Consider the following 26418-nt stretch of genomic DNA (forward strand, 5'->3'; position numbering starts at 1 on the left):
CGCTCCTATTCGGCGATGTCGACGTCGTAGAAGTTGACCTGGGCCAGGTAGTTGATGTGCACCCCGGTGACCTCAGACTTGCCGGGCCAGAAGACGTTGTTTGAATAGGTCGGCAGGTAGGCGGCTTCTTCGGCGACGATCTGCTGCACCTTCTTGTACATTTCGAAGGCCTCTTCCTTGTCGGGTTCGGCTCGCGCCGTCTCGAGCAGGGTCGTGACTTCAGGGTTGTCGTAGCGGGCACCGTTCAGGCCGTTGGGCACCATGTTGTCAGGGTGCAGGAAGCTGAACAGGATCATGTCGGGATTGACCGCCGGCAGGAGGCGCGACGCCATATCGAATTCGCCCGCATTGCGCCGCTGGTTAAAGGTAGGCGTATCGACCAGCTCCATTTCCATATTGATGCCGACCTGGCTGAGGAAATCGATCTGGAACTGCTGCAGCTCGGTTACCCCCTGCGCCGAGGTGCCCAGGTTCTTGAAGGTGAAGCCATCGGGATACCCAGCCTCTACCAGCAGCGCCTTGGCCTTTTCGGGGTCATACTCATAGGTGGGAATGTCGTCGGTATAGACGTCCATCCAGGGCAGCAGCATGGAATTGTGCGGCTGGGTCAGGCTGGGCGAAATGGCCTGGGTAATCGACGCGTAGTCGACGGCATGGGCCATGGCCTTGCGGACAAGCGAATTGGCAAAGGGTTCGAACTCTGGGTTGAGCACGCCGATGACCACCGCATAGTCCTTCACCGAGTTCATGGTGAAGCCTTCGGCCTCCAGCACTTCGAGGTTTTCTTCCTTGTTGGAGCGCATCACCAGGTCGACCTCACCATTGCGCAGGGCGATGGTTGCAGTCGCTTCGTCCTTGATGATGTTGAAGACGATCGTCTCGATGGGTGCGGGGCCCTTGTAGTAGCCTTCATGGCGCTTGAGCACGATCTGCGAACTTACGTCGATCGAGTCCAGGTAATAGGGGCCGGTGCCAATTGGCTGCCACCGCACCTGGTCGCCGGCATCCTCGATTGCCTTCTGGCTGACGATCTGACCCTGATGGTAATTGGCGACCGTATGCAGGAAATTCCCGTTAGGCGCGTCCAGCTCGATGATCAATGTGTAGGGGTCGGGTGCCTCCATGCTGGCAATGCCGGACAACTCCGACGCGTAGGGCGAGGCCGTTGCGGGGTCCTTGACGCGATTGAAACTGTAGATGACGTCGGCAGCGGTGAAGTCACCATAATCCTTGTGGAAGGTGACACCCTCGCGCAACTTGAACGTCCAGGTCTTGTTGTCCGTCGTTTCCCAGGAGGTCGCCAGATCGGGAATGATCTCGCCGGTTTCGCCATCATACGTTGTCAGCCCGCTGAAGATATTGAAGGCCAGGTTCTCGTTCTCGATGCGGAAGATGTTAGCCGGATCGAACCCAGCCGGATCGTCATAGAAGCGGACGGTCAGTGTCTTGCCCTGGGCCAGGGCCGGCGATGAAGCGCTGAGAACCAGCATTATCGATGCCAACAGGGCCAGGCTCGCGGCAAGCAGTTTGCGGATGTTGCCAATCATTGTCGTTCCTCGAAGAGGTGGATGGGGCGGCAGCGCCGCCCCCGTCGAGGGAGCGGCGGGAGCGTAGGACTGGTCAGCTAGCCATGCGGGTGAGCGCGGGCTCCGTGCTGGCCGCAAGCTTGCGGAAGTAAGCCTTGGCCATTTCCGCATCGACCACATCGGCGTATTTCTGATGCATGTCGTAGAGGTTCATCCAATGCGATGCCTCGGTGCGGTCATAGGCGCAGTCCATCGGCACACCGACCTTGAAGCGATGGGTGGCGGCGTCGACAGCGCTGGCGCGCAGGCAGCCGCTGGTGGATTCGCCGCACAGGATGACCGTGTCGATGCCCATCGAAATCAGGTGGAAAGCCAGCGGCGTCCCCTGAAAGCCGCTCGGTGCCGTCTTTTCGATCACGACCTCGCCGGCAATGGGGGCAACCTCGTCACAGATCTGCTGCCCTTTGCGCTTCATCTCGGCACTCATCGTTGAGGTCCGTGGTTTGCGGTGCACCCAGGGCTTCATGCCATTGTCGAGGCCCTTGACGTGCACGACCGGAACGCCGGTTTCACGCGCGACGGCGAGCAGCTCGGCGGTCTTGTCCACGGCCGCCCACCCCTCCAAGCCCATGCTGCCTGGCCAAGTCTTCATCGATTCAAAGATCGGTTCGCGCGTGAGGCCCACGACGCTGTAGTACATGTCGATCAATACCAGCGCGGGTTTGCTGCCAAATCCCGACAGCTCCTTCTTGCCCCATTGCTGGTCATGCAGTTTGTCCCGCTCGCTGAGAAAATTCTCCCAACCGTACATTGCCATTCTCCTTGTCAGCGCCAATTTGCCTATTTATTAGGCTAAAGTTCACGTTGATTAGCGTATTGGCAATTTGATCCGGTTCAAGCAAAACTAACTACGCTCCTTCATAAGCCGGACTAATAGATGCCTCAGCCCCTTCCCTCACTTGCCAGCCTGCGTTCTTTTGAGGCCAGCGCTCGACTCGAAAGCTTTTCCAAGGCGGCTCAAGAACTTAACCTGACGCAGGCCGCGATCAGCCAGCAAGTTCGCCTGCTCGAGGACAGGGTTGGCGGGGAATTGTTCCGTCGTGAGGCGAGGCATGTGAAATTAACAGAGCTGGGTCGCCTCTATCGCAGTCTTACCGTGGACGCGCTCCGAGAGATGGAAAGTGCGTTTGAAACGGTTCGCGCCCTGGCGCGGCCGGATGCGCTTGTGGTCAAGACTACGCCGACATTTGCGTCCTATTGGCTGCTGCCCCGCTTGTCGTCCTTTCAGCGCGCCTGGCCTTCGGCGAGCCTGACTGTCACCGCCGTGGAACAGCCGGGCGGCCAGTTCGATGGTGTGGGAGATGTATCCATCACCACAGGCCAGGACCAATGGCACGGATATCTGACGACAAAGCTATTCGATATCGACTTGATCGCCGTCGCGTCCCCGGAAGTGGCGCGCAGGACAGACCTGGGAAGGTTTCTTGCGGGCAATACCGATATGATCATTCACACCATGCGGCGCCTGGACGACTGGACCTTATGGTGCGCGGGTGCCGGGGTGCCCAATTTCCAGCTCGATCGCGGGACGATTCTCTTCAACTCGGCCCTGTCCTACGGTGCCGCTGAGAAAGGCATGGGAATTGTCATCGCAGAAGAGGCGATGATTGCCGATCAGTTGGTGGAAGGCGCGCTTGTCGAGGTTCACTCGGCCCGGGTGGCGTCGGGCCGGGGCTACTATCTGTTGGAGCCTGACCATAGGGCGCGAAAGCCCATAGTGAACGCCTTTATTCACTGGTTGCAGCAGGAAATGAGCACAACGACATCCCTACTTTCTGAAAGGCGCGGGCTCGGCATGACTACAAGTCCAGACTAGGTCCGCTTTCCAACATTAGGCGCGCATAGCGGCCAGTCCGCCAACGGCCCATTTCGGTCATTGGCCAAGCTGGCGGAAGGGCAGGGTAGGGGCCGATTGCGGACTGGCGGCTTTCCGGAATTAATGACGGGTTAGCAGCCGTTCAGGTTAGTTCTGATGTTGAGAGTTGCGACCATGAACCGAAATCCGAGCACTCAAAGGTAGAAGCACGTCAGTGCTGCTGCCTTGTACTATGGGCATGCAAGGTCCATTTGAGTAGTCAGACGTCGCGAGTTGGCCCTTCTTGGCTCCGCCTTTCGGCACTCAACGTTCTTCCGGAGAATGCAATGTTTAGCTTCCATAAGGGAGAGCATGTTGGCTCGTCGTCACATAAGATCCACTTGCGGGCCGCTGCGCACCGTGAATGGCCCTCGCTGACACGAGCCGACTTGGCCTCCATAACGACAGAAGGTCAGCTTTGTGCTCTCGTCATTGAGCGCACTGGCCGGACCAGCGAGGACGCGACCGTGGACGTCCGGCGCTGGATGCAGCGTCAAAATATGCGCCCAGATGTGGGAACAGGTTGTCAAGCGCGCCGTCCAGTATCCCGGTGGGAGAATGAAGGCGGTGCACTCGAAGGGTTTGTCGACAAATCCACAAACTAACGGAACAGGCTTCGCTGGCGTCTGCCCCGTGCATTCGCCGTCGGTTCGCCAGTGAGTTGCAGATTTGTTGGCGTGCAGCAGAGATCAGGGAGCACCAAAATGCCGCCCCACGAAACCTCGACGACCATAACTTTTAGGCACGCGTTCAAGTTGCCAGGGATGGATGGCCATTGTCGCGCAGGAACCTACGCGCTTCGCACTGAACGGGTGCCTCTGGATGTTTCCTGGGAGGCGTACCGCACCACGACGACCATTATGATCACGGATGGGGGAAGTGTCTCTGCGTGGCTCGTGACGCATGAACAGCTGACCGCAGCTCTCGCTCGTGACAAGGCACATGACGAGAAAGGTGACAAGGCACATGACGAGAAAGATGGTCACTCCTGAACACTAAGTGACTTTGTTGGCGAGCGAATTTCGTGAATTCACCACGCTGCCGAGGGCCCTGAAATAGTGTCTGCATTAAAGTGGGCAGCCAACGTGCCTGCGCCGCCGAGGACCTATGGAGGTTCTCGATAGAGCGCGTCTTGAAAGGACGCATTATGTTATCACCAGAAATCAGACAGCACACCACAGTCGGTGAGCGCGGCCGTTGTGCACCAATTAGCGCCCGAGCAAGAAAAGCTCAGGCAAGCTTGGTGAAGTTGATCATTTTATGTGCCTTGGTCATTTTGCCTACGTACCCAGCAGCAGCTCAAGGTCCTCCCGCCCAAGTAGAGACGAGGATGAGTGTGGCAATTGCAACTGCCAACGCTGCTCGCGTCGTCCGCTTCTCGGACCTCCATTATCTGTCGAAGGGCGCGCCGGGTCCCGTACCAAGCGCAGACGAACTAGAGGCTCTGGCCAGCCTTCATAGACAGATCGACAAGAACCCGACTTTTCAGACCGTGCTGAAGGCAGCAGGGCTGACCACAGACGATGTGGTGGCCGTCTCGATGAGCCAAGGCGGCGTCCTGTCCCTTTTCATTGATGATCTATGAAAAAGCTGTTCCGAGACAGGGCCCCATTGCTGATCTCGATGTTCCTGTGTTTGGTTTTGTTGAGTGTCGGCGGCGTCAATCGAATAACGGGCAATATCCCGCAAAGCAGCGTCGTTGTAGCCAAATAGATTTGGCTCAACTTCATCGCTGATTTGGCGTCCGCCCAAATCGACCAGCGGGATGTCAACGGCACCCTCAACTGAACCAAAAGCGCTGACTATGCTGTGATACGCTTGTCGAGGCTGCCTCAATCTAACGTCCAGACCAAAGCTGCCGAGTAATGACCCGCGCCGCGAGTCTCCGGCCCATGGGGCCTCAACATGTCAAAAAGTCCAACTGCTCATTTCGAGGCCGCGAGTACACTTGCCGTGGTGGTCTCATCGAATGAACCGCTGCTGTTCCTGTCCGAAGACCTGGAGGTCATCGCAGCGAGCTCCTCATTCTGCAGGACCTTCGACGTTGATCCTGGAACCGTGTCAGGCAAGCTCCTTGTCGAGCTTGGAAACGGTGAATGGGCCTTGCCCAGGCTCGTCTCGTTGCTGAGGGCCACTGCCTCAGGAAGCGCAAAAATTGAGGCCTACGAAATCGAGCTCAAACGGCCGAACCAGAAGGTGCGACAGCTCGTCGTCAATGCGCGCACGCTCGATGACGGCGATCAGGATCACCTCCGCCTTCTGCTGGCGATAGCCGACGTCACAGACGCCCGCGCGGAGGCCCGTCAAAAGGATAACCTAGTCCGTGACAAGGCTATATTGTTGCAGGAGATCCAACATCGGGTCGCCAACAGCCTGCAGATTATCGCCAGTGTGCTCATGCAGAGCGCGCGCCGCGTTCAGTCGGAGGAAGCCCGCGGGCACATCCAGAATGCCCACCACAGGGTGATGTCGATTGCTGCCCTGCAGCGGCACCTTTCATCATCTACGGGCGGAGACGTCGAACTCCATGCCTATCTAACGCAACTATCTCAGAGCCTTGGCGCGTCCATGATTGCTGAACCCGAGCGGCTCTCGATTCAGGTCAATGTTGATGGCAGCGCTGTGGACGCGGACGTCTCGGTCAGCCTGGGCCTTATCGTAACCGAACTGGTCATCAACGCCCTCAAACACGCCTTCCCCGATGAGCGCGAGGGAAAGATTCTGATCGAGTATTACGCGACAGGCGAGGACTGGACCCTTTCGGTCACCGACAATGGAATCGGTATGCCAACAGGGATCGATGCATCCAAGCCGGGCCTTGGCACAGGTATCGTCGAAGCGTTGGCTAAGAATCTTCAAGCGGACATACAGCTTAGTGACGCCCACCCTGGCACCTCTGTGGTTATCAGTCACCGAGAAATCGCCGACACGATTTAGACCGCTCCGCGCACCCATCCGGCCTAGGTGGCCTCCAATTTCCGAGCCCCTACTCATCCGGCGAGGCAATCTCGGAGTCAAACAAGTGGTCTGGCTCCAGAATTAGAGCACCGCTGTCCCTACGCCTTACAATGTCGGCTATCGCCAGTCAGCTTCGCGCAATCGATACGGACCCCTTTGGCCCGTGGCTCCACACTTCCCCATATCATAGTCGTTGCTGCCCAGCGCCGAATGAGACGACTTCGCAAGGAAACCGAAAATGATCAATTATGATGAACCAGCCGAACTCTTTCCTGGACGAAACCATCGCACGCCGCGCGTAGCTCGATATCAGCGGTTCCCCTCGTTGGCTGAAGCCATCCAATTTGCGGTCGAAGTTCTTCCATTAGGCCTGCAGGCCAGTTCGCTTATCGAATCCGACGAAATTCGATATGCCGGCGATGCCATCCGCAATCTCTATTTCTCCGAGGACTATCCCTTGCGCCGGGCGTTTACCCGGAACATCTCAACTGGGGTGGGTACGCCCGAGTGAGAAAAAGCTCTCGATACGCCCGACAGACTTCAACATCTGTTCGCGATGTCGGGTATGCCCCAACACATTTGCCAAGATTGTTAGGCCCGCTGTCTGAAGCGATGCTATTGGCCGTGCCGTGGGGGCCATGTCGCAACCCCGTTTGATGTAGGTGCGTTGAGGAAAAAAGTGCCGAAGCCCCCTCGATCGCCGAGCTCGAAGGGGCCGTCTTGAACCTCGGTCGGCATGACAAGAGCGCAGATTTTTCCCGGACTGCATCGAGAAGTGGGCGCCGCTTTCAAGCGGCGGACTTTTGACCTGCCCCGATCTGGATAACCTTGGAGACATTGCCGGATGGAGCACCGCAGACGAGCCCAGGCAACAGCTGCCGCCAACAAATATGCCCCTCATCCCGAAGGAACTGCGCTGACCTATGGTGTTGTCGCAGTGACTTTGGCCTTCATCGGGGTCGTGTCTTTCGGCATGTTCTATAGCCTCAGGGTACTGGCTTATCCGATGGTGCTTGGCGTCGCCCTTGTGCCGGTGTTCGCCTTGGGCGTTCTGGTGCGACATCGCCGGAGACGGCAGCACATCAAAGCCGTCGATCAAGAGGTTGCAAGGCAGGATGACCTTGGCCCGGTCGAGTAAGTTATTTCCACTCGCTGGGCCGATAGCGCCATCAAGCCAATCAGCTTCCACACTGGCAATGCATGGAGTGCCCTACTGCATCGCGAGGCTCAGCTTTTGGATGCAACACAATGCCGCTTAAGCAACTTATGGAGGGCGCGCATCTGCCCGGCGGGTCACCGGAAGCCCACTGCCCTACAATCCTCCAGGCCTATGTGGAGCCGACTGCGGACGGTCCTGTTTTGGCGGAAGTATAAATTTGGCCAGCGTGTGCGAGCCAGAGGCGATCACGATTTGCGCAGCCCAGTCCCTCAACACACCATCTGGCCGGAACGAGCAAGGGGCTAGAAGGCATTTCTCTCATTGGCAATGCATCCCTTTAGCCATCCAGCCGTTACATCCTATTGTAAACCGCGCCACGGCGCCGAAGGGATGACGTAATGACAGCAGGTCAGAAAAGCGGTTCGGGAGCAATGTCGGAGCTTGATGATGCGAAAGTTCGCAAGAACGACATCCTCAGCAACCGCGACAAGGCCCAGAGGCCACCCGGACAAAGCTTAGACAGCACTGGCGTTCAGGTCGACGAATATAAGGACATTCCATCCAATCAGAGGCCCGAGCAAGATCAGGCTGACAAGCCAGAGTCAGACAAGAACCAAAAGAAGGTCGATCGTCCAGGGTTTGACCTCGGCGGTTCGACCGGCGATATCACTGCCGGAAAAGGCCTGGGACTTGATACAAATGCTAAGGAAGGCCGCAAGAACTGGGGCCTTCCGCGTAAATAATCGCCTGTGCCGGGCTGATGGCTGCGATCAGTCTAGTTCGTAGGGTCTGCCTCACGGCCGAGCAGACCTGCCATCGACGATCACTTACCGGACCTAGCGAGACCCGTCAGCATGCGGGCGCTGTCGATATCATCGATCTTGAGATGGGCCACCTTGGAGACGCGCAGGCCCGCGCCATAAGCGACCCCGAGCGCAGCTTTGTACTTGATGCCGGGCAGCCTCCTCGATGCTGAGCACGTCAGGCAGCTGGCGCTGATAGCGGGTGAATACCAGGGCCCGCGACCGATCCCGCCGCTTCAGCGTCACATCGAACAGGAAGCGCAGGGCCGAGACCGCGCCATTGATCGCGGAGGGGCTGACGCCGCTCTCATACTGAAAAAGCTGGTAGCGACGGAGATCGTCTGCCGTGGCCACATCAGGGCTCTGCCCCAGAAAGACGGCAAAGCGCCGGACGTGACGCACGTAATCGTGCTGGGTGTGGACACCAAGGCCGCGCATCAGCATGTCCTGTTGCATGCGTTGGCGGAGCGGCGTGGCGGGAGCAGCGGTCGGCAACGTAGCCATGGGGAGTTCCTCTCGTCGAAAGAAACTCCATGGTCCGACTGCGACCTCAGCCGCTCAAAGACCTAAACGATCACGCTGAACTGACCGCGCGCACCCCTCCCGCGGAGCGGGTCAGTGCATGGGGCGCCTTGATGCCTAGCAGATTTTTGGAAGCCCCTGCACTTCCCGCCGGACTCGCTCATGATGAGTGAAGGCCGTCTCCGGCCTGTGCGGTTCCAGCGTTGAAGGAGTCGACAGCGGACCATAGGCCGCCGGACGTCCATCAGATCGCAATCTATGGATGCTCCCATTGCGGACCGCCAGCCATCATGCTGACGCTCGGACGCAACAACCGATAAGTCAGGACGTCTGCCTCAGAGGCTTCCTAGCGCCGCTTTGGTACCAGATTGATGCCAAGAGCATGATCCCCACCATCAAGAGGCACACGCACTGGCCCAGGCTTAAGCGGTACGTCGACACCATCCAACATCATTGTGCCCCACGAAGCTGGGTAGAGGGCATGATTGCGCACCGTAACCTCGTATCGGGTGCCGGCCACGTTGAGCGTCGCGGAATACTCCGGCCAGGGAGCAGGCAGGCAAGGCTCGATGATGAGCATGTCTCCTTCGCGGCGCAGTCCGAGAATGCCTTCCAGGCCGACGCGATACATCCATCCGGCTGAGCCGGTGTACCAGGTCCAGCCGCCACGTCCGGTGTGCGGGGCGACGGCATAGACGTCGGCGGCCACGACATAGGGCTCGACCTTGTAGACTGCCGCAGCGGCGGGCGTCGAAGCATGGTTGATGGGGTTGACGAGGGCGAAGAGGTCGTGGGCTTTCTCGGCCTGCCCCAACCGGGCGAAAGCGAGAATTGCCCACATGGCGGCGTGGGAATATTGGCCGCCATTCTCGCGCAGACCCGGCGGATAACCCTTGATGTAACCGGGGTCTCGCTCGGTCGTATCGAAGGGCGGTGTGAACAGCAGGGCCAGCCCGTCGTCCTTGCGGATTAGATGCTGCTCCAGCGAAGCCATGGCGACGCCGGCGCGGATCGGATCGGCGCCGCCAGATAGAACCGCCCATGTCTGCGCGATGGAGTCGATCCGGCATTCGTCATTGTCCTTAGACCCCAACCATGAACCGTCGTCGAAGGTGGCGCGCCGATACCATGCACCATCCCAGGCGTCCCGCTCGAGCGATGCCTTGAGCCGGACCGCCTGCCCCCTCCAGCGCTTCGCGCGCTTGGGATCGCGGACATCGGCAAAGGGCAGGATGAGATCCACGGAGCGGAGCAGCAACCAGCCCAGCCACACACTTTCGCCCTGCCCGCCTTCACCGACCCGGTTCATGCCATCGTTCCAGTCGCCAGTGCCCATAAGGGGTAGGCCATGGCTGCCGGAAAGCTTGAACGCCTGATCGAGACCCAGCGCGCAATGCTCGAACAGCGAGGCGGCGTGCTCTGACGGCATGGGCTGGAAAAAGGCGTCGTGCTCGCCCTTGGCCAGTTTCGGGCCATCCAGGAACGGAACGGTCTCATCGAAGATCGCCGCGTCCCCGGTGGTGGTGACATAGGTCGCGGCGGCGAAGGCCAGCCAGACGCGGTCGTCGGAAATGCGCGTTCTCACCCCCAGGCCCGAATGGGGGAGCCACCAGTGCTGGACATCGCCCTCGATGAACTGCCGCCCTGCTGCACGCAGGATGTGGTGGCGGGTGTCCTCCGGACGGGTCAGGGTCAGCGCCATACCATCCTGAAGCTGATCGCGGAAGCCGTAGGCCCCGCTAGCCTGGTAGAAGGCCGAACGCGCGGTGACGCGACAGGCCAGCGTCTGATAGAGCAGCCAGCCGTTGAGCATGATGTCCATGGCCCGGTCGGGTGTCTTGATCTGGATGGCGCCGAGCACGGATTGCCAATGCGCCTTCACATCGGCAAGCACCGGGTCGAGATCGGTCGTGCGATAGTACTCGACCAGCGCCTGCGCTGCCTCTTCGGACTGCGCCTCCCCGAGCAGGCAGACGATTTCCACGCTTTCGCCCGCTGCCAGTTCGATTCCCGTCTGCAACGCCGCGCAGGGATCGAAGCCGGCGCCGGTCTTTCCATTGAGAGCCGCGTCACCGGCCAACCCCGCGGGGGCGGAGGCGCTGCCATTGCGCCCGAGAAATGCCGTGCGGTCGGCGGTCCAGGCGGTCTGGCGCCCCCCCATATCGGCAAAGGCGACACGACCGGGGAACGTCATGGCCCATTTGTTGCGGGCCATCATGGCGCCGGTTTGCGGATCGATAGTGGTGATGATGAAGGGGGCGGTTGCACCGCGCTGGATACCAAGCACGAACTCGGCATAGCTGGTGACCGAGAGCCGCCGCGCACGGCCGGAACGGTTGGTCAATGTCAGTCGCGAAATCCGCACCGGATCGGACAGCGGGACGCAGCAGACCAGTTCACTCTCGATGCCATACGCCTGATGGGCAAAGCGGGAATAGCCGAAGCCATGGGCGGCGACATAGCGCCCTGTATTGCGGATCGGTTGCGCGGTGGGGCTCCATAAGGCCCCGCTTTCGTCGTCCTTGAGATAGATCGCCTCGCCCACCGGATCGGTGACGGGATCGTTCGACCAGGGGGTAATCTGGTTCTCGCGGCTATTGCCCGCCCAGGTATGAAAGCTGCCCTCTGCCGACACCTGGAAACCAAAACCGTCATTGGCAATGACGTTGATCCAGGGGGCGGGCGTCGTGGCGCCATTATCGAGCACGGTGACATATTCTGTGCCGTTCCGGGCAAATCCGCCGAGCCCGTTGAAGAATTCAAGGTCGCCGGGATGCTCGACTGTCTCGCCGGCAGGTTCTGCGACGGCAGGCGGCAGGTTCAGTAGCGGCTGCTCACTGGCTTCGGTGAGCATGGCCAACTGGTCAGCAATGGAGCCCCGACGGGCGGCAAGCACTACCCGGGCCGTCGCATTCAGCAGGGTGCGGGTCTCCAGAGTAATCAGGTCCGTCCGGAGCACATGCACCGAGCCCTGGGCGGGTTTGTCATCAAAGCGCGGGCGTGACTGGCTGGAGCGCAGGGCGGCCTCAATGGCGTTCTGCAGATCCTGCACATAGGAGGAGCCACGCTCGTTGAGGATCACGAGATCGACGGCCAGGCGCTTGATCCGCCAATATTCGTGGGCACGCAGGATCTGGCGCAGTTGCGGCATGTCCTCGACCGCATCGATGCGAAACAGCACGATGGGCAGGTCGCCAGAGATGGCATTGGGCCACAATCCCGATTGCGGGCCGGCGCCGGCTGCGATGACATCGGAGGGGGGTCGGAAGCGCGGATCGGCGTAAAGGATCGGCGCCGCCAGTCGCTGGAAATCTGCGGCCTCATCCAGCGTGACATCGAGATGATGCAACTGAACCTGTGCCTGGGTCCAGGCCAGGGTCTTGGCGCGCTCAAAGGCACTGCGATCATGGTGCTTGTCGACCAGTTCGAGCAGTTCCGCCCGCGAAGACGCAACCAGTGTCCAGAAGGCCACGCGCGCGACCTTGCCGGGCTGTATGCGCAAGTGCCGTCGCAGCGAGAAGACCGGGTCGAGCACAGTACCCACGGTCCCGGATAATTTCCGTCCGCCATGAATAGCAGAAGCGTTGCTGATGGACCGATTGCGGCCCAGGAATTTGGCCCGGTCGGATTCGTATTGAGGGTCGTCGATGACCTCGCCTTCGACGACAGCGAAATGAGCCGCCCAGATTTCGGGCTCGCTGGGTGCACGCCGGCGTCGGGTGGCGATCAGCGCTCCAAACTCAGGCAGATATTCGGTCTGCACAAACATCTTGGCGAAGGCGGGATGGGCATTGTCGATCGCGGGTGTCGTTAGCACCAGTTCGGCATAGGAGGTCACCTCGACCTCACGAGCGCGCCGACCGCTATTGGCGAGGGAAATCCTGCGCACCTCTCCGTCATCTTCACCTGAAACCAGGACATCCATTTCCGTGGACAGCGAGCCGTCGCGGCGGAGATATTGGGCGTGGTCCTCGGCAAAGATCACCGAGGCTGCGGCAGCTTCATTCAGCGGCTGGGTGGTTGGCGAGAAGATTGCCCCGCTCTGGGTATCCTTGAGAAAGACGAAAGCGCCACTGTCATCGCGTGTCGCATCCTCGCGCCAGCGGGTGACGGCAATGTCGCGCCAGCGGCTGTAGCCGCCGCCCGAGGCCGTCAACATGACCGCATAACGGCCATTTGACAGCAAATTGGTCACCGGAGCACCGCCGCGCGGCAGCATCAACCGGCGTCCGACAGGGGCTGGACTGAGCGCCAGACGGGCGGAGGCCCTGACCTCCTCGGCGCGCGGATGTCCGGTGGCGACACCACGCGGCATGCGCTCGGAGAGCAGCAATTCGCTCGCCTTGATCATGGGCTCGCGGTGGAAGCGGGCCCGCATGCGTCCATGATGCAGCACATTGGCAATGGCCACGATGGTCATCCCCTGATGGTGCGCCATATAGTTGCGCACGACGGCATAGCCTTCGTCTTCCTGGAGGCGGGAACGGGTGAAGTCGAGCGCTTCGTAGAAGCCGTGAACACCGCGCCCGTCCATATCGTCGAAGCGCCGGAAATTTGTCGCTGCGCTCGCGGGATCGACCATGGCAGCAAGGCCTGTGGCGTAGGGAGCGACCACCATATTGGCGGAAAGCCCGCGCTTGAGACCCAGCCCCGGGACCCCGAAATTGGAATATTGATAGGTGAACTCGTAGTCGCGGGCGCTATAGGCGGATTCCGAGACGCCCCATGGTACGTTGCGGGCCCGGCCATAGGCTTCCTGGCGGGCGACGACGAGGCGGTTGGTGTCGTCCAGAAGACTTCCCGCCGGTGCGCGCATGACCAGCGAGGGCATAAGATATTCGAACATGGAGCCCGACCAGGAGATCAGCGCCGATCCATTCCCGAGAGGGGTCGCGGCGCGTCCCAGCCGGAACCAGTGCCGTGTCGTGACATCGCCCTTGGCAATGGCGAACAGACTGGCAAGCCGGGCTTCGGACGCCAGCAAATCGTAGCAATTGGTGTCGAGCCCATTGTCCGTCAGCGAATAGCCGATGGACAGGAGTTTCCTGTCCGGGTCGAGCAGGAAAGCAAAGTCCATGTCCAGCGCCGTCTTTCGGGCGACGCCGGCCAGTGCCCGCAGGCGCACAACAAGCGCATCGGGATCGCGGTGCAGGAGGTCGCGGTCGCGGGCCTTTTCGTCGAGCAGAGTGCGGAGGGCCGCTGTCCAATAGGACAGGTCGGTGTCAGGGCCACCTGTTTGTGACGAACGGGAGAGTCTGGATGCCTTGTCCGACAGTCTCGATAGCGTCGGCGTCATTGCATAAAGCGATTGCGGACCGGCAAGGAGGGCCGCGATCTCATCAAGGACCGGGGTAATGGCCTCGACCACCTCGGCAGGGTGGTCAACCAGAGCCATGCGCGCCAGCGCGAGAGCATCGGCAAAACCGCTGAGGGTTTCGGCATGAGCCGTCTCCGCCCAGTCCTCACAGGCATTGGCCAGCGTGATCAGATGTCCGGCCAGATTGCCGCTATCCACCGAAGACACATACGCCGGATCGAGCGCCCGCAAGTCACGCGTGTCGTACCAATTGAAGAAATGCCCCTTGAAGCGGGCCAGCCTGGCGAGCGTGGCAAAGCTCGCTTCGAGCCGCTCCACGGTGTCGAGCCTGCCGGTCCAGCCGAAGTCCCGCGCCGCGACGATGGAGAGGAAGTAAAGCCCGATATTGGTCGGCGAGGTGCGATGCGCGATCGCCGGGGTCGGCGTTTCCTGAAAATTGTCGGGCGGCAGCATGTTTTCGCGCGCCGTGACGAAGGTTTCAAAGTAGCGCCAAGTGCTGCGAGCGATCAGCCGCAAATAGTCGGCATCGGCGCCGTTCAGCGGCTTGCCGGTCGGTCTTGGGGGCGGGCGGCTGACCCAGAGCGCAACTGCGGGTGCGCCTAGCCAGAGCAAGGCCAGGGCTAATGCCAGTGGCCATGACGAGGGCGACACTAGCAGAACCGGCGCGGGCAGCACCAGAGCCAAGGCCGTGCCGCCCGCCATGTCGCGATAGAACCCGGTCAAGGTCAGCCTTGTGCGTCCACCTGCGCTGGCGGTGGTGGTCCATTCGAGCAGATGCTTGCGGGTGATCCAGAGCCGAGACAGGGTCCGCAGCACGGCATCGCCATTGCGCCAGACCTGATCGGGCAGGAAGGCAAGGCCCAAAAGGACCTGCAGCACGGCGGTTCTGGCATCGCTCGCAAGCGTGCGCAGATGGTTTTGCCACTGCATGCCGCTGCGATGCGGCAGGATGGCGAACAACACGGGAAGAATTGCCGGCACGGCGAGGGCCGCAAGGACCCAGCCCGCCACGAACAATCCAGTGTGCAGCGGCATCAGGCAGGCAAACACAAGCATCAGGAACGCCGTCGGGGCGACAAGCGAGCGCCGCAGATTGTCTGCCATCTTCCACCGCCCAAGCGCCGGAAGCGCCGAACTCGCCGCGATCCAGGGCAGCAATTGCCAGTCACCACGCGTCCAACGATGTTGCCGACGGGCGGCCACGTCGTAGCGGGAGGGGAAATCGTCGACCACCTCGACGTCAGAGGCCAGACCAGCCCGCGCAAAGGTGCCTTCGAACAGATCATGGCTCAGAAGGGCATTTTCGGGGATGCGCCCATCCAGCGCTGCTTCAAAGGCATCCACATCGTAGATGCCCTTGCCGGTGTAGGAGCCTTCCCCAAACAGATCCTGATAGACGTCCGAAACCGCCGCCGCGTAGGGGTCGATGCCGCCGGGAGCCGAAAACACCCGCTGATAGAGCGATCCGTCGGCGCCAACGGGAAGCGATGGGGTGACGCGGGGCTGGATGATGGCATATCCATCGACCACACGCTGGTCCGCGTCACCAAGGCGCGGCCGATTGAGCGGATGGGCCATCTTGCCCACGAGACGCAGCGCCGCATCGCGTGGCAATCGCGTGTCGGAATCAAGCGTAATGACGAAGCGGACATTGGCGGGCACGGTGGGTACCTGGCCATCCGGAGTGGCGAAGCTGGTATCGGTGGCGCCGCGCAGCAGGCGGTTGAGTTCGCTCAGCTTGCCACGCTTGCGCTCCCAGCCCATCCAGACGCCTTCGCCGGCATTGAAACGGCGCTTGCGGTTGAGCAGCATGAAGCGGTCGCCCGCTGGACCCGGTCCATGGCGTCGGTTCAGTTCCGCAATGGTCTCAAGGCCGAGAGCGAGCAGGTCATCGTCGCCTTCCAGGGTCTCGGCGTCGGCGTCGAGCCCATCGGTCAGCAAGGCGAAGCTGATGTCGCCACCAGTTCCGGAGAGATAATGAACCTCTAGCCGCTCGATGTCCTCGATCAGTTCGGCCCTGCTGACGAGCAAGGTCGGCACGACGACCAGGGTTCGGAATTGTTCGGATACGCCGCCGGCCAGTTCGAGGCCCGGCAGGCTCGATGCTCCAGCGCCCCAGCTGACGGCCCGGTTGACGATGGCCATGGCCGCCTCGCTGGCGGGAAGGAGCGCCAGGGCCAGAAGCGGGTAAAGCAAGCCGGCGGCGGGAGACATGCCCCAGACCGGCCAGAGGAGGATGCCCACCAAAGCCAGGGTCGCCGCGGCAATGGCGGCACCATAGCCACCAATGCCCATATGGCCCATCAGCCGGGCAAGATGCAGGCGCACGGGTTGGCGAAATTTTATGGTGCGCTCGAAGGCAGGGCGGCCTTGGGCCACCAGGTGATATCCGGGATCACTCAGCCGTTCGGCCTCGATTGCCGAGGCGTCCACGCCTCCGGCGGCTTCTGCCGCTTCGACAGCCGCTCGGGCAATCTCAAGTTCGGACAGCTCCGAGCCGCGCGCCAGATGTTCGATGGCGCTGCGATAGAGATCGCGCGTCGCGAAATCCATCGCGGGGAAGTGGCCGTTCTGGTTCAGCGCGGCATCTACAAGGCTGACGCGCTCGAACAGATCGGCCCAGTCGATGTCGGAAATCAGGCGCATGCTGGTAATGATATTGCGCACGGTGACATTGGACGCGCCCTGACGCAGCTGGGCGTTTTGGACAACGTTTTCGATGGAATTTTTCTGGCTGGCCAGCCGCGCCTCGAGCCAGCCATGCGCAGGCGTGGTGCTGGGGTCGTGGTCGCGCAGGCGCTTGGCCAGTTGCGCCGCGAACAATTCGGGCAGTGGCTTGTCAGGCATTCGCCCGATCACCGCATTGACGCTGTCGCCGGTGAGCACGAGATCGGCCAGTGCATCAGCTTCGGCCCGGTCCTTGCGTCCAGCCGTAATCTGGTCGGCGAGCCGGCGCATATTTTCCACCAGCACGATGCGCAGGGTGATTGCCACGGCCCACAACTCCCCGATGGTCAGGGGCTGAACCTGCTGATAGGCCGCGATGAAACGCGTCAGCGTTTCTGGATCGAAGTGACTGTCGGTATGGGCGATAAAGCCCCAGGCCAGTCCAAACACGCGTGGATAGCCGGCAAACGGCCCTTCGGCGAGCTTTGGCAATTGCCGGTAGTAATTGGGTGGCAAATCGTCATGGATTTCACGGATCTGCTCTTCGACAAGGTGATAGTTGTCCAGCAGCCACTCGGCCGCTGGGACAACTTCGCGCGCGCTCTCGACCTCTACGGCGCTGGCGCGATAGGCGGCCAGCAGCACGGCTGCATTGCTTTTTAATCGCCTGTGTAAAGACAGGACGGCCGGCGGCCGTCCCGTTATGAGCTGAGCGGCGGCGAGGGTCCGCGCATGCTGTTCGAGCCGTTCGACGCCAAACAGCTCTTCGCGCACCGGAGCCGTATCATTCCACGGCGTGGCCGGGCGACGGCGTTCGGGCCGGGCGGGGATATCGAGGACTGTCATCTGCGTTAAACCTCGAAGAGCCTGGGTTATCTGTCCCCGGCCAGTGGCTTCTGTCGCAGGGCATGCAAAGGGCCTGCCGGATCGGGAAAATGATCCGGCAAGAAGAAGTCAGTTTTTCTTCTTGGGTACGGCGATACGATCGAGCACGGCCTTGGCAGCAGGTGCTGTGGTGGTGACCGGCGCCGCCTTGACCATCTTAGGTTTCTTCAACTCGCGGTTACCGCGCATCTGTCCCTTAGCCATGACATTTCCTCGGCCCGGATACGGCTGGGCTGCCGACCGGACAAGCCGGCAACGTGATTCAGTTATTCCATCAATCCCGGCGGCAAGCTGCCCAGCTTCACGAGCACGCGTGGTTCGTCGTAGGACCCCGGGCTCAGGACAGGAGCGCCCTGTGCCGGACGGTGCGGATGGCATGCGCGGCGATGCCGCCGACAAAGGCGAGGCCGGTGACGCCTGCGAACGCCAGCCCATGACGCGGCAGGCTGATATCGTAAAAGCGCGCGACCGCCAGCAGGATGGCGGCAGCCAGGGAAAATCCAACAAAGCCATAGGTCAGCGCCGAACCGTTCGGCGGGCGCGACGCCTGCCTAGTCGAAGGTGCTTGCTGTTCGCGTTGACTCACGCGTGCGCCAGGCGCTTCAGCGGAAACGCCGATGCATTGTAGAGGTCGCGTATCTGGCCGCCGTTGAAGCGCTGTTCCTCGACCTCCAGAACGGAGCCGCCGACCAGTTCGGCCGGCAAGGTTTCAATGGTGTAGCGTACGGCTTCGGCGGCGGTGGAGAAACGCCTGTATCGTTCACGGGAGGAGCGCCTGCTGTTCTTGTCGGGAAACAGCTCAGCGGTAGCGGAATAGTCAAGCGTGGTCATATCCATTCCTTCGATCATTGAGCTGGGTGCAGGGCATGGCCGGACGACCCGCCTGGGCAAAATGGTCTTGTAGAGAATTGGCCGCCCGAAGGCGGCCGATCCATCAGGACAGCTGCAAATTGACTGCCGATTCACGGCCATCCCGCCCGGATTCTACGTCGTAGGAAAGCTTCTGGCCATCGTTGAGGGACGACATGCCGGCGCGCTCGACTGCGCTGACATGGACGAAAGCGTCCTTGCCGCCTTCATCCGGGGTGATGAAACCGAAGCCCTTGGTGGAATTGTAGAACTTTACTGTGCCGCTGGTCATTAAATTGACTTTCCAAACCCTTCGCCAAATGGCGAATGTGAATTGCCCCACCGCGAAATGCGGCAGGGGGATAAACGTTCGCAAATTCAGGGTTCGCCAAGCGTCCGGCTGGGGTGGGAGGATCAGTGGCCTTAGAGGCTGAGAACGTCTGTTATAGATGGGTGTACAATGCGTTGATTTCAAGGCCGCTGCGCCGCATCGAGTCTTCTGGAGCGCTGAACCTCGAAGTGCCGTAAAGTTCGCAATACCGCCGGGTCTACCGGGAAGGAGCAAGTAGGGGGCCTGGAGTCCTGGAAAGCCTGTTCGCAACTGCAAAGAAGGATTGGCCGCCTCAGCGATGCCGATCGAGTATGGTGCGCTTTCAAGCGGACGGGCAGCTTCTAGGCATCGGTTCTGAGATCATGAATGGCTGAAATGGGGCGCATCAGCGATGGTCCGGAGTTCTTCTTGAACAGGGCGCGATCGTGTGATTGCTGACCGGCCGGTTCCGGCGATCGAACCGGACAAGATGTTCCCTCGGTGTCCCCTCATGCGGCCTCACCTGTGGTGGGGCCGCTGATCATCAGACTTCGGTGTGCTCCGCCAGTTCCAGTGCGTCCTCAACATCGACGCCCAGGTAGCGGACGGTGTTCTCGAACTTGGTATGGCCAAGAAGGATTTGCACGGCGCGGAGATTGCCGGTTGCCTTGTAGATGAGCGAGGCCTTGGTGCGCCGGAGCGAATGCGTACCGTATTCCTCCTTGCGAAGACCGATGGCGGTCACCTACTCGTCCACCAGTCGAGCATATTGCCTGGTGCTCAGGTGGTCGTTTGGATCAGCTCGGCTGGGAAAGGTAAAATCCTCTACCGAGCCACCTCGCCTTTCGAGCCATGCCAGCAAGCTTGTTCTGGCATCGGTCGTGATCTCGAACTGCACCGGCCGGCCGGTCTTCTGTTGAATGACCATCGCCCGGGCACGAATGTCGTGACCGGTCACCAGTGTGCCGATCTTTAGCTTGACCAGATCGCAGCCGCGCAGCTTGCTATCGATGGCCAGGTCGAATAGCGCTCGGTCGCGCATTCGCCCCTCCCGATCCAGAAAGAACCGGATTGCCCAGATCTGACGCACCCTGAGTGCCCGCTTGGCTCCGACTTGCCGACCGGCGTTCCACGCCGGCCGACCTCTGGCGGCGGGGTCATATTGTGAGATACCCATTTTCATTCTCCTTTGGCCAACATCGGCCAATCGGAGAACGATTAAGGCGAACAGTTCGTCAGCCAGCGCCATGCAGCCTCGGGAGAACTTCCCCCTGCCGCACAATTCTCCTCGGTAGCGCCTCCAGCGGGGCCGGTTGCGGACAAGCAGCTTCTGGCATCCGACGAGCAAAAGCCGCCATTCTGCCCACGCTTGCATGTCGCAGAACTTGGGGAATGCCATCCAGGGCCACGGTGCTAGATCGGAGCGGGGCATCCCGGGTCCCACGCGCGCCAAGGGGCGCCCTAGTATAAGTGCACCTTTGGCTCAGATGTCCTGCGGCTGGAAGTCGGGCGCCGCAACCGGCATCACGCCCTTGAGAAGCGCTACGGACTTTTCGAGCCCTTCCAGCGAGTTTAGCAGGACGTCCTCATGCTCGATGGACAGCCAGCCATCGTAGCCGGCCATTTTCAGCCTATAGCAGAACTGTCGCCACCATTCTTCGCCGTGGCCGAACCCGAGGGTGATGTAGCTCCAGCTTCGGGCCGGGATGTCCATGAGGCTGCCGTTTTCGAGCAGACCGGCTGTGGCTTGCACCCGGGCGTTCAGCAGCGTGTCCTTGGCGTGCACGTGGTAGACGGAGCCGCCGAGAGCCTCGGCCGCCGCCAGCGGATCGGCGCCCATCCAGAAAAGGTGCGAAGGATCGAGGTTCGCCCCGACGATGGAGCCTACTGCCTCGCGCAGCCGCAGTAAGGAGGGGACGTTGTAGACGCACTGGTTGCCATGCAGTTCCAACGCGATTTTCTCGACGCCGGCTTCTTTGGCCAAGGTCACGATTTCCGTCCAGAAGGGCAAGAGCCTGTCTTCCCACTGATAGCGCAGGATCTGCTGCGTTTCAGGCGGCCAGGATGAGACGACCCAATTGGGCATGATGTCATTCGCGCTCCCCGCCGGGAGGCCGGACATCGCGCAAACCGTCTTGATGCCCATCTCGCCTGCGACACGGATCGTGTCTTTGAGACATTCGCCCTGCGCCAAGTCGGTCGGGTGTAACGGGTTTCCGTTGGCGTTCAGGCTGATGATGTCCAACCCACGATCAGCGAAGGCCTTGATGAACGCCTTGCGTTCCTTGACGCTCGATTTCATCGCGGAAAGATCAAAATGGGGCGCGGTGGACCATCCTCCAGTGTTGACCTCAACCCCGCTAACGCCCAAGCGCTTGGCATTGTCGAGCATTTCTTCAAAGGAAGTGCCGCCAAGGCTGTCCGATACGAACCCCAGTTTCATGCTGCAGCGTCCCTGTAGCGGGCGTAAAAAGCCGGCTTCTCAATCATTTCGATGGGCACTTTCCGGCCTTCGCGCAATGCGCGCGCGCCTGCTTCCGCGACCGTTGCGGCCGCGTAGCCATCCCAACTGTCTGACGCGATGTCGGGGAACACGCCGGTGTTTACCAAGGTAAGGAAGGACCTGTTCTGGCGGCGGTACGCCTGGCCAAAGCGGGGACGCCAATCCGGCGCGTATTCCGTGGTCTGGCGCAATCCCGCATCAAGGCGCGAATAGACCGGGGCGTTTAGGGCAATGGAGCCCCTTTCGCCCACCAGCTCACCCCGCACGTCGTAGCCATAGGAAGCATTGTTGTTGATCTCGATGTTGACGATTTGCCCGTCGCGGGTCTCAAGCACCAGAAATACCGGCGCGACCAAACCGTCCGATCGGATTGGCTGGAAAGCCGAGATCGCGGTGAACTCAGTATCGAGGACGTGACGCACCACGTCGAATTCGTGTGGAGCCGAATTGGTAATTGCCATTGCGGCGGTGAAATCTGCCGCCGGAGTCTCCGCATTGCGATGGAAATTGTGCATCATCAGGGCGCGCCCCAGCACCCCGTCAGCAAGTGCGGTCTTCATTTCCACGTATGACTGGTCATATCGGCGCATGAAGCCAAGTTGGATCCAGCGCCGTCCCGTCTTCATCTCAGCGTCGATCACCGAAAGGCATTCGGACGACGACTGCGATAGAGGCTTTTCACACAGGACTGGCTTGCCGGCGCCTATGCCGGCCAGGCTGAGTGGTGCGTGGGTAAAATCCGGGCTTGCCACAATCACCGCATCGACGTCTTTGCGAGCAATGGTGCCCTCGGCGTCGGAGGAGATATCCAACGCACCGCAGGCATCGGCGACCGATTTCGCGCGGGCGCCATCCATGTCACAGACCACTTGCAAGGTGGCGCCAGGCAGATCATCGGCGACAATTCTTGCGTGGTCGGCCCCCATGAGCCCCGCGCCAATGACCGCTATTCGAACACTCATAAGATCACTCCATTACCGCTTGAGCGCCCATTGCCTCAATCCACGGTCACTGAGGGCGGCAAGCACAACGATGATGCCCAGGAGGACCATGAACCATTGTGGGGCTATGGCCATCACGACCAGGTAGGACTGGATCGAGGACAGAACGAAGGTACCCACGAGCGCCCCGAGGAGCGAGATGCGGCCGCCTGCCAACAGGCAGCCGCCGAGCACGCAGGACGCAATTGCCTGCAATTCCATCAGGCGGCCCATGGACCCGTCGGCGGATCCCAGCTTGCCGGCCTCGAGCACGCCGCCCAGCCCGGCTAGAAGACCACAGATGATGAACGCGTTGAGCTTTACGCGATCCACACGGACGCCACGCGAATGGGCACTGGCAGCCGAGCCGCCCACGGCAAGCAAATGATTGCCGAAGCGAGCAAATTTCAGGGCGATGGTGAGGACGACCAGTCCGACAATCAACCAGAGGAAACCGGTGTTGACCCCGGAGAACGAGCCGAAGCGGAAAACATTGTCGCCGCCGAGAACGAAGTAGGAGAGCGCGCCACGGTCCTTGTAGGGCACAGAAAACGCAAAGCCGCTCGTCAGCGCGATAGCAAGGCCGCGAAAGATCATCAGGGACCCCAGCGTGACAATCAACGATGGCGTACCCGTCCTGGTGACGAGTAACCCGTTGAACGCGCCGATCGCGCCTCCCGCGGCTACGGCAACGAGCGCGGCCAGCGCTGGATCGATCCGGACGGCTAAAAACAGGTAGATCAATGCGGCCATGCCGAAGGTCGAGCCGACCGAGATGTCGATCTCCCCGGTACCGATAACCAGCGCAATGCCAAGGGTCATCAGGCCTAGGGTGGCCGTGACCTGGAGGATCGTGCTGATATTGTAGGCGTTGTTCCAACGCCCACCTGATGTTGCGATGAAGAGCAAGACCAGAAGAAGGGCGACCAGCAGGATCCCGATCTCCGAGTGCTTGCGAATGAGGGGTTTCAGGGCGGCTAGAGACAAAGTCACGGCTCCACCGTCTTAACGACGCGGCCGCCTTGGCGGATGACTTCCTCGAGGTCCTCGGCGGACATCTTGTCGGTCGAGGCGTCTTCGATCTTTTCGCCGTTCTCCATGATGACGATCCGGTCAGCAAGCTTATGGACCTGGAAGATGTCGTGGGTGATGTAAATCACCAGAAGGCCCTGGTTGCGCAGTTGCAGGGCCAGTTCGTTGACATGCTCCCGTTCGCGCACCGATAGATGGTTGGTCGGTTCGTCCATGATGACGACGCGATTCTTGAACTCCACCGCGCGTCCAATTTTGACCGACTGACGTTCGCCGCCGGAAAGTCGCTCGACCTCGTCATCGACCGAGACGTTGTCGCGCAGCCCGAACGCCCGGATGACTTTTGTGGCTTCGCCGCGCATCTTGGCAAAGTCGAGGAGCGGAATGCCGAGCACTTTCCTCGTGGGTTCCCGGCCGAGATAGAAGTTCCGGGCTATGGAGAGATTGTCGCACAGCCCGACGGACTGCTGGATCGTCTCGATACCTTGGTCGATGGCCAGCTTGGGATGAAACTCCTTGACGAGTTTGCCGTCGAAATAGACTTCGCCTTCCGTGGGCTTGTGGATGCCGCAAAGGACGCGGATCAGCGTCGTCTTGCCGGCCCCGTTGTCGCCGACCAGGCCGACCAGCTCGCCCGCATGAAAATCGACGGAGACGTCCTTCAGCGCATGAAAGCTACCGAAGTAGAGGTTCAGGTTCTTCACCTGTATCAGGGGCTTTGCGTCAGACATCGCTTTGCTCCTCCCGTGTTATACGTTTTGACCAGCCCGGCGGGCGAGTTTCTGATTGAAGATCACGGCTGCGATCAAAACGATGCCGACGAACGTGATGAACCACGAAGAAGGCGCGCCCAGCGCGATCAGCTCGTAACGGAAGCTGGTGACGATGAAGGCCCCGAGGACGGCGCCGATCAGCGAGCCGCGGCCGCCGGATAGCAAGCAGCCGCCGACCACGGCGGCCGAAATGGCTTCAAGTTCAAGGAGCTCGCCGATCGTTACGTGCGTCTGCGGCTGGTCGGCGAGCGTCACAACGCCCGCCAGGCCCGCCAGCACCGAACAGATCACAAAGGTTGCGATCTTGACCCGGTCGGTCCGCACACCGCGGGACGCGGCGCTTTCGGCCGCCCCGCCGGTGGCCAAAAGGTGGTTCCCGAACGGGGTCAGCTTGAGAACACCGCTCAGGACGACGAGGATGAGAACCATCCAGAGCAATGCGTTTTCGAAACCGAGATGTTCCCCGCCGAAAAGTTGCGTCAACCAATGTTCGCGGGCGTCTGGCGAGAAGTTGCGTACCGAGCCGCCGGTCCAGACGTAAATGATGCCGCGGAAACTAAAGAGGCCACCAAGCGTGACAATCATTGATGGGAGACCGCCCCACACGACCACAATACCCTGTGCCAACCCGCAGAGCGCCGCGATGGCAAGCGCAGCCACCATTGATCCGGGCACGCCAAGCGAAGGCTCGAGGGTAATGAAGGCGATGCCCGCCAGGCCGTAGACCGAACCGACTGACAGGTCGATCTCCTTGGAGATGATGACCAAAGCCTGCCCCATAGCGAGGAGGCCAAGAATTGAGGTGTAGTGGATGACGTTGAATAGCGTCCGGGGGGTCCACCAGCCTGAGAAGTCGATCAGGGTGAACACGGCCAGCATGACAGTCACGCCGATAACCGATCCGAACCCGGCGCTATTGGCAAGTTGTCTCAGAATGGTCATCGAGTTCGACTTTCTCGCAGATTTACCGCCGGCGCCCTCGCACGGCGCACGCGAAAAGGTTCACGACTGCGCTGGCGATCAGCGCGAGCTGGACGTAAGAAACACTGAGGGCGAGCGGCGACCTCGCGCCACCCGCCCCTTGGGAGGAGCCGAACTACCAAGTATTCTGGTTGTCGTACTCTTCATCGCCGAAGACACTGCGAACCAGTTCGGCCCACTTGTCCGCGTTGTCGGCGTTGATGATCACCGGACCGGTCAGAATATCCGACTTGGGCTCATAGCCCAAGGTCTTGTTCCAGTAGAGCCATTCCATCGGCGCATAGCCCTGCAGCCAGAACCCCTGACTGTTGGCTGCCAGAAGGTGGCCCGCCCGAATACCCTCGATTGAGACTGGAGCTTCGTCCACGGTCAGAACGGTAACGCCTTCATTGTCCACGTCGGGCTTAAGGCCCATATCGTTGGCGACACCCCACGCCCAGGGGGAGGACCAACCGGCGACAGTGAAGATGTAGTTGATGTCAGAATTGGCCTGCATGAAGGACTGGAGTGTGTTGCGAGCTGCCGACGGCTCCGCGCCGATGAACAGCTCTTCAAACTTGGCTCCTGTACCTTCCAATGCCGCTTTCATGCCGGCGCAACGCGCCTTGAGACCCTGATGGGCGGCGTCGTGGCTGGCGCAAACCACGCCTGTCGGCATCGGAATGGTGCCGGCATTGGCCTGTTCCAGCGCGTACTGCCCGAGATGCAGACCGGTGAGGTACTCATCGCCCCCGACATAGGTCAGGTAGGGGATGCGTTCGCCTTCCGGACGGCTGTCAGGAATATTGAAGGCAACAACCGGAATGCCCGCTTCGATGGCGCGACGCAGCGGCCCTTCGAAGGCGTCCGAGTCCACGATGGGAACGGCAATTCCGTCCGGATTGGTCGAAATGGCCTGTTCCAGAAGGCGCACGTGCTCCTGCACCGAATAGTTGTTGGTCGAGATGTATTCCGTTTTGACGTTTGGGTACTTCTCTTCGAAAGTTTTCAGCGACTCGGTGAGCCATCCCATATTCGCGTCGTTCGAGCCGATGTGCGAGACCATCACGAAGCGATAGCTCTCCTCCTGGGCCGAAGCGGCCCCGCTCAAGGCCGTGGTGACCAAAAGCGCCGCAACGGCGATATTCTTGGCGATCTGCATGAGTTCCTCCCTCTATTGCAGTCCGTGCATTTGCTGAAGCACGGCCGGGTGAACATATTGTCGCTAATCACATCAGAAAAGCGCCACATCTGGCATT

20 protein-coding genes and 1 pseudogene are annotated in these 26418 nt (G+C 60.7%); 6 read left to right on the top strand and 15 right to left on the bottom strand.

Going from position 1 to position 26418, the window contains the following annotated elements:
• Positions 1–5 precede the first annotated feature (5 nt).
• The gene (locus V8Z65_RS05685; protein ID WP_338723107.1) at positions 6–1547 is read right to left on the bottom strand and encodes an ABC transporter substrate-binding protein; all 1542 of its coding nucleotides are present in this window, start codon (positions 1545–1547) and stop codon (positions 6–8) included.
• Positions 1548–1620: 73 nt separating this feature from the next.
• A complete protein-coding gene (locus tag V8Z65_RS05690) occupies positions 1621–2361 on the bottom strand; it encodes an isochorismatase family protein (protein ID WP_338723108.1) in 741 nt (246 codons plus the stop codon).
• Between the two features lie 102 nt (positions 2362–2463).
• On the opposite strand from V8Z65_RS05690, the gene V8Z65_RS05695 reads away from it, so the two are divergent.
• From V8Z65_RS05695 to V8Z65_RS05720, 6 genes are all read left to right on the top strand, one after another.
• Positions 2464–3402: a LysR substrate-binding domain-containing protein gene (locus V8Z65_RS05695; RefSeq protein ID WP_338723109.1), complete on the top strand. Its 939-nt coding sequence runs from the start codon at positions 2464–2466 to the stop codon at positions 3400–3402.
• A 1375-nt stretch (positions 3403–4777) separates the two neighbouring features.
• Positions 4778–5026: a hypothetical protein gene (locus tag V8Z65_RS05700; protein ID WP_338723110.1), complete on the top strand. Its 249-nt coding sequence runs from the start codon at positions 4778–4780 to the stop codon at positions 5024–5026.
• 320 nt (positions 5027–5346) lie between these two features.
• Positions 5347–6378, top strand: coding sequence for a histidine kinase dimerization/phosphoacceptor domain -containing protein (locus tag V8Z65_RS05705; protein WP_338723111.1), 1032 nt, complete (start codon positions 5347–5349; stop codon positions 6376–6378).
• A gap of 259 nt (positions 6379–6637) precedes the next feature.
• A complete protein-coding gene (locus V8Z65_RS05710; RefSeq protein ID WP_338723112.1) occupies positions 6638–6910 on the top strand; it encodes a hypothetical protein in 273 nt (90 codons plus the stop codon).
• A 333-nt stretch (positions 6911–7243) separates the two neighbouring features.
• The gene (locus tag V8Z65_RS05715; protein ID WP_338723114.1) at positions 7244–7537 is read left to right on the top strand and encodes a hypothetical protein; all 294 of its coding nucleotides are present in this window, start codon (positions 7244–7246) and stop codon (positions 7535–7537) included.
• A gap of 419 nt (positions 7538–7956) precedes the next feature.
• Complete coding sequence (locus V8Z65_RS05720) at positions 7957–8301, top strand: hypothetical protein (RefSeq protein ID WP_338723116.1); 345 nt, start codon at positions 7957–7959, stop codon at positions 8299–8301.
• A 129-nt stretch (positions 8302–8430) separates the two neighbouring features.
• Here the strand turns inward: V8Z65_RS05720 and V8Z65_RS05725 are convergent, their stop codons facing one another.
• The 13 genes and pseudogenes from V8Z65_RS05725 to V8Z65_RS05785 all read right to left on the bottom strand — a co-directional run bounded on the left by V8Z65_RS05725 (position 8431) and on the right by V8Z65_RS05785 (position 26321).
• A complete protein-coding gene (locus V8Z65_RS05725) occupies positions 8431–8865 on the bottom strand; it encodes a phage integrase N-terminal SAM-like domain-containing protein (RefSeq protein ID WP_338723117.1) in 435 nt (144 codons plus the stop codon).
• Between the two features lie 364 nt (positions 8866–9229).
• Positions 9230–17713, bottom strand: coding sequence for a glucoamylase family protein (locus V8Z65_RS05730; protein WP_338723118.1), 8484 nt, complete (start codon positions 17711–17713; stop codon positions 9230–9232).
• Between the two features lie 108 nt (positions 17714–17821).
• On the bottom strand, positions 17822–17956 hold the full coding sequence (locus V8Z65_RS05735; RefSeq protein WP_338723119.1) for a hypothetical protein: 135 nt from the start codon (positions 17954–17956) through the stop codon (positions 17822–17824).
• Between the two features lie 133 nt (positions 17957–18089).
• Positions 18090–18338, bottom strand: a complete 249-nt coding sequence (locus V8Z65_RS05740; RefSeq protein ID WP_338723120.1) for a hypothetical protein — start codon at positions 18336–18338, stop codon at positions 18090–18092.
• The gene (locus V8Z65_RS05745) at positions 18335–18583 is read right to left on the bottom strand and encodes a hypothetical protein (protein ID WP_338723121.1); all 249 of its coding nucleotides are present in this window, start codon (positions 18581–18583) and stop codon (positions 18335–18337) included. Before V8Z65_RS05745 ends, V8Z65_RS05740 begins: the two co-directional genes overlap by 4 nt.
• A gap of 103 nt (positions 18584–18686) precedes the next feature.
• Complete coding sequence (locus tag V8Z65_RS05750) at positions 18687–18893, bottom strand: cold-shock protein (protein ID WP_338723122.1); 207 nt, start codon at positions 18891–18893, stop codon at positions 18687–18689.
• Between the two features lie 562 nt (positions 18894–19455).
• Positions 19456–20088, bottom strand: a pseudogene (locus tag V8Z65_RS05755) (tyrosine-type recombinase/integrase).
• A 306-nt stretch (positions 20089–20394) separates the two neighbouring features.
• Positions 20395–21354 carry a sugar phosphate isomerase/epimerase gene (locus tag V8Z65_RS05760; protein ID WP_338723123.1) on the bottom strand — a complete coding sequence of 320 codons (960 nt, stop codon included), beginning with the start codon at positions 21352–21354 and terminating at the stop codon, positions 20395–20397.
• A complete protein-coding gene (locus V8Z65_RS05765) occupies positions 21351–22376 on the bottom strand; it encodes a Gfo/Idh/MocA family oxidoreductase (RefSeq protein WP_338723124.1) in 1026 nt (341 codons plus the stop codon). Before V8Z65_RS05765 ends, V8Z65_RS05760 begins: the two co-directional genes overlap by 4 nt.
• A 12-nt stretch (positions 22377–22388) precedes the next feature.
• Positions 22389–23387, bottom strand: coding sequence for an ABC transporter permease (locus V8Z65_RS05770; protein WP_338723126.1), 999 nt, complete (start codon positions 23385–23387; stop codon positions 22389–22391).
• Positions 23384–24130, bottom strand: a complete 747-nt coding sequence (locus V8Z65_RS05775; protein WP_338723127.1) for an ATP-binding cassette domain-containing protein — start codon at positions 24128–24130, stop codon at positions 23384–23386. The genes V8Z65_RS05770 and V8Z65_RS05775 overlap by 4 nt, the downstream gene beginning before the upstream one ends.
• 45 nt (positions 24131–24175) lie before the next feature.
• Positions 24176–25141, bottom strand: coding sequence for an ABC transporter permease (locus V8Z65_RS05780; protein WP_338723128.1), 966 nt, complete (start codon positions 25139–25141; stop codon positions 24176–24178).
• A 154-nt stretch (positions 25142–25295) separates the two neighbouring features.
• On the bottom strand, positions 25296–26321 hold the full coding sequence (locus tag V8Z65_RS05785) for a sugar ABC transporter substrate-binding protein (RefSeq protein ID WP_338723129.1): 1026 nt from the start codon (positions 26319–26321) through the stop codon (positions 25296–25298).
• Positions 26322–26418 lie beyond the last annotated feature (97 nt).

The organism is Devosia sp. XK-2 (assembly GCF_037113415.1).
Taxonomy (GTDB): domain Bacteria; phylum Pseudomonadota; class Alphaproteobacteria; order Rhizobiales; family Devosiaceae; genus Devosia.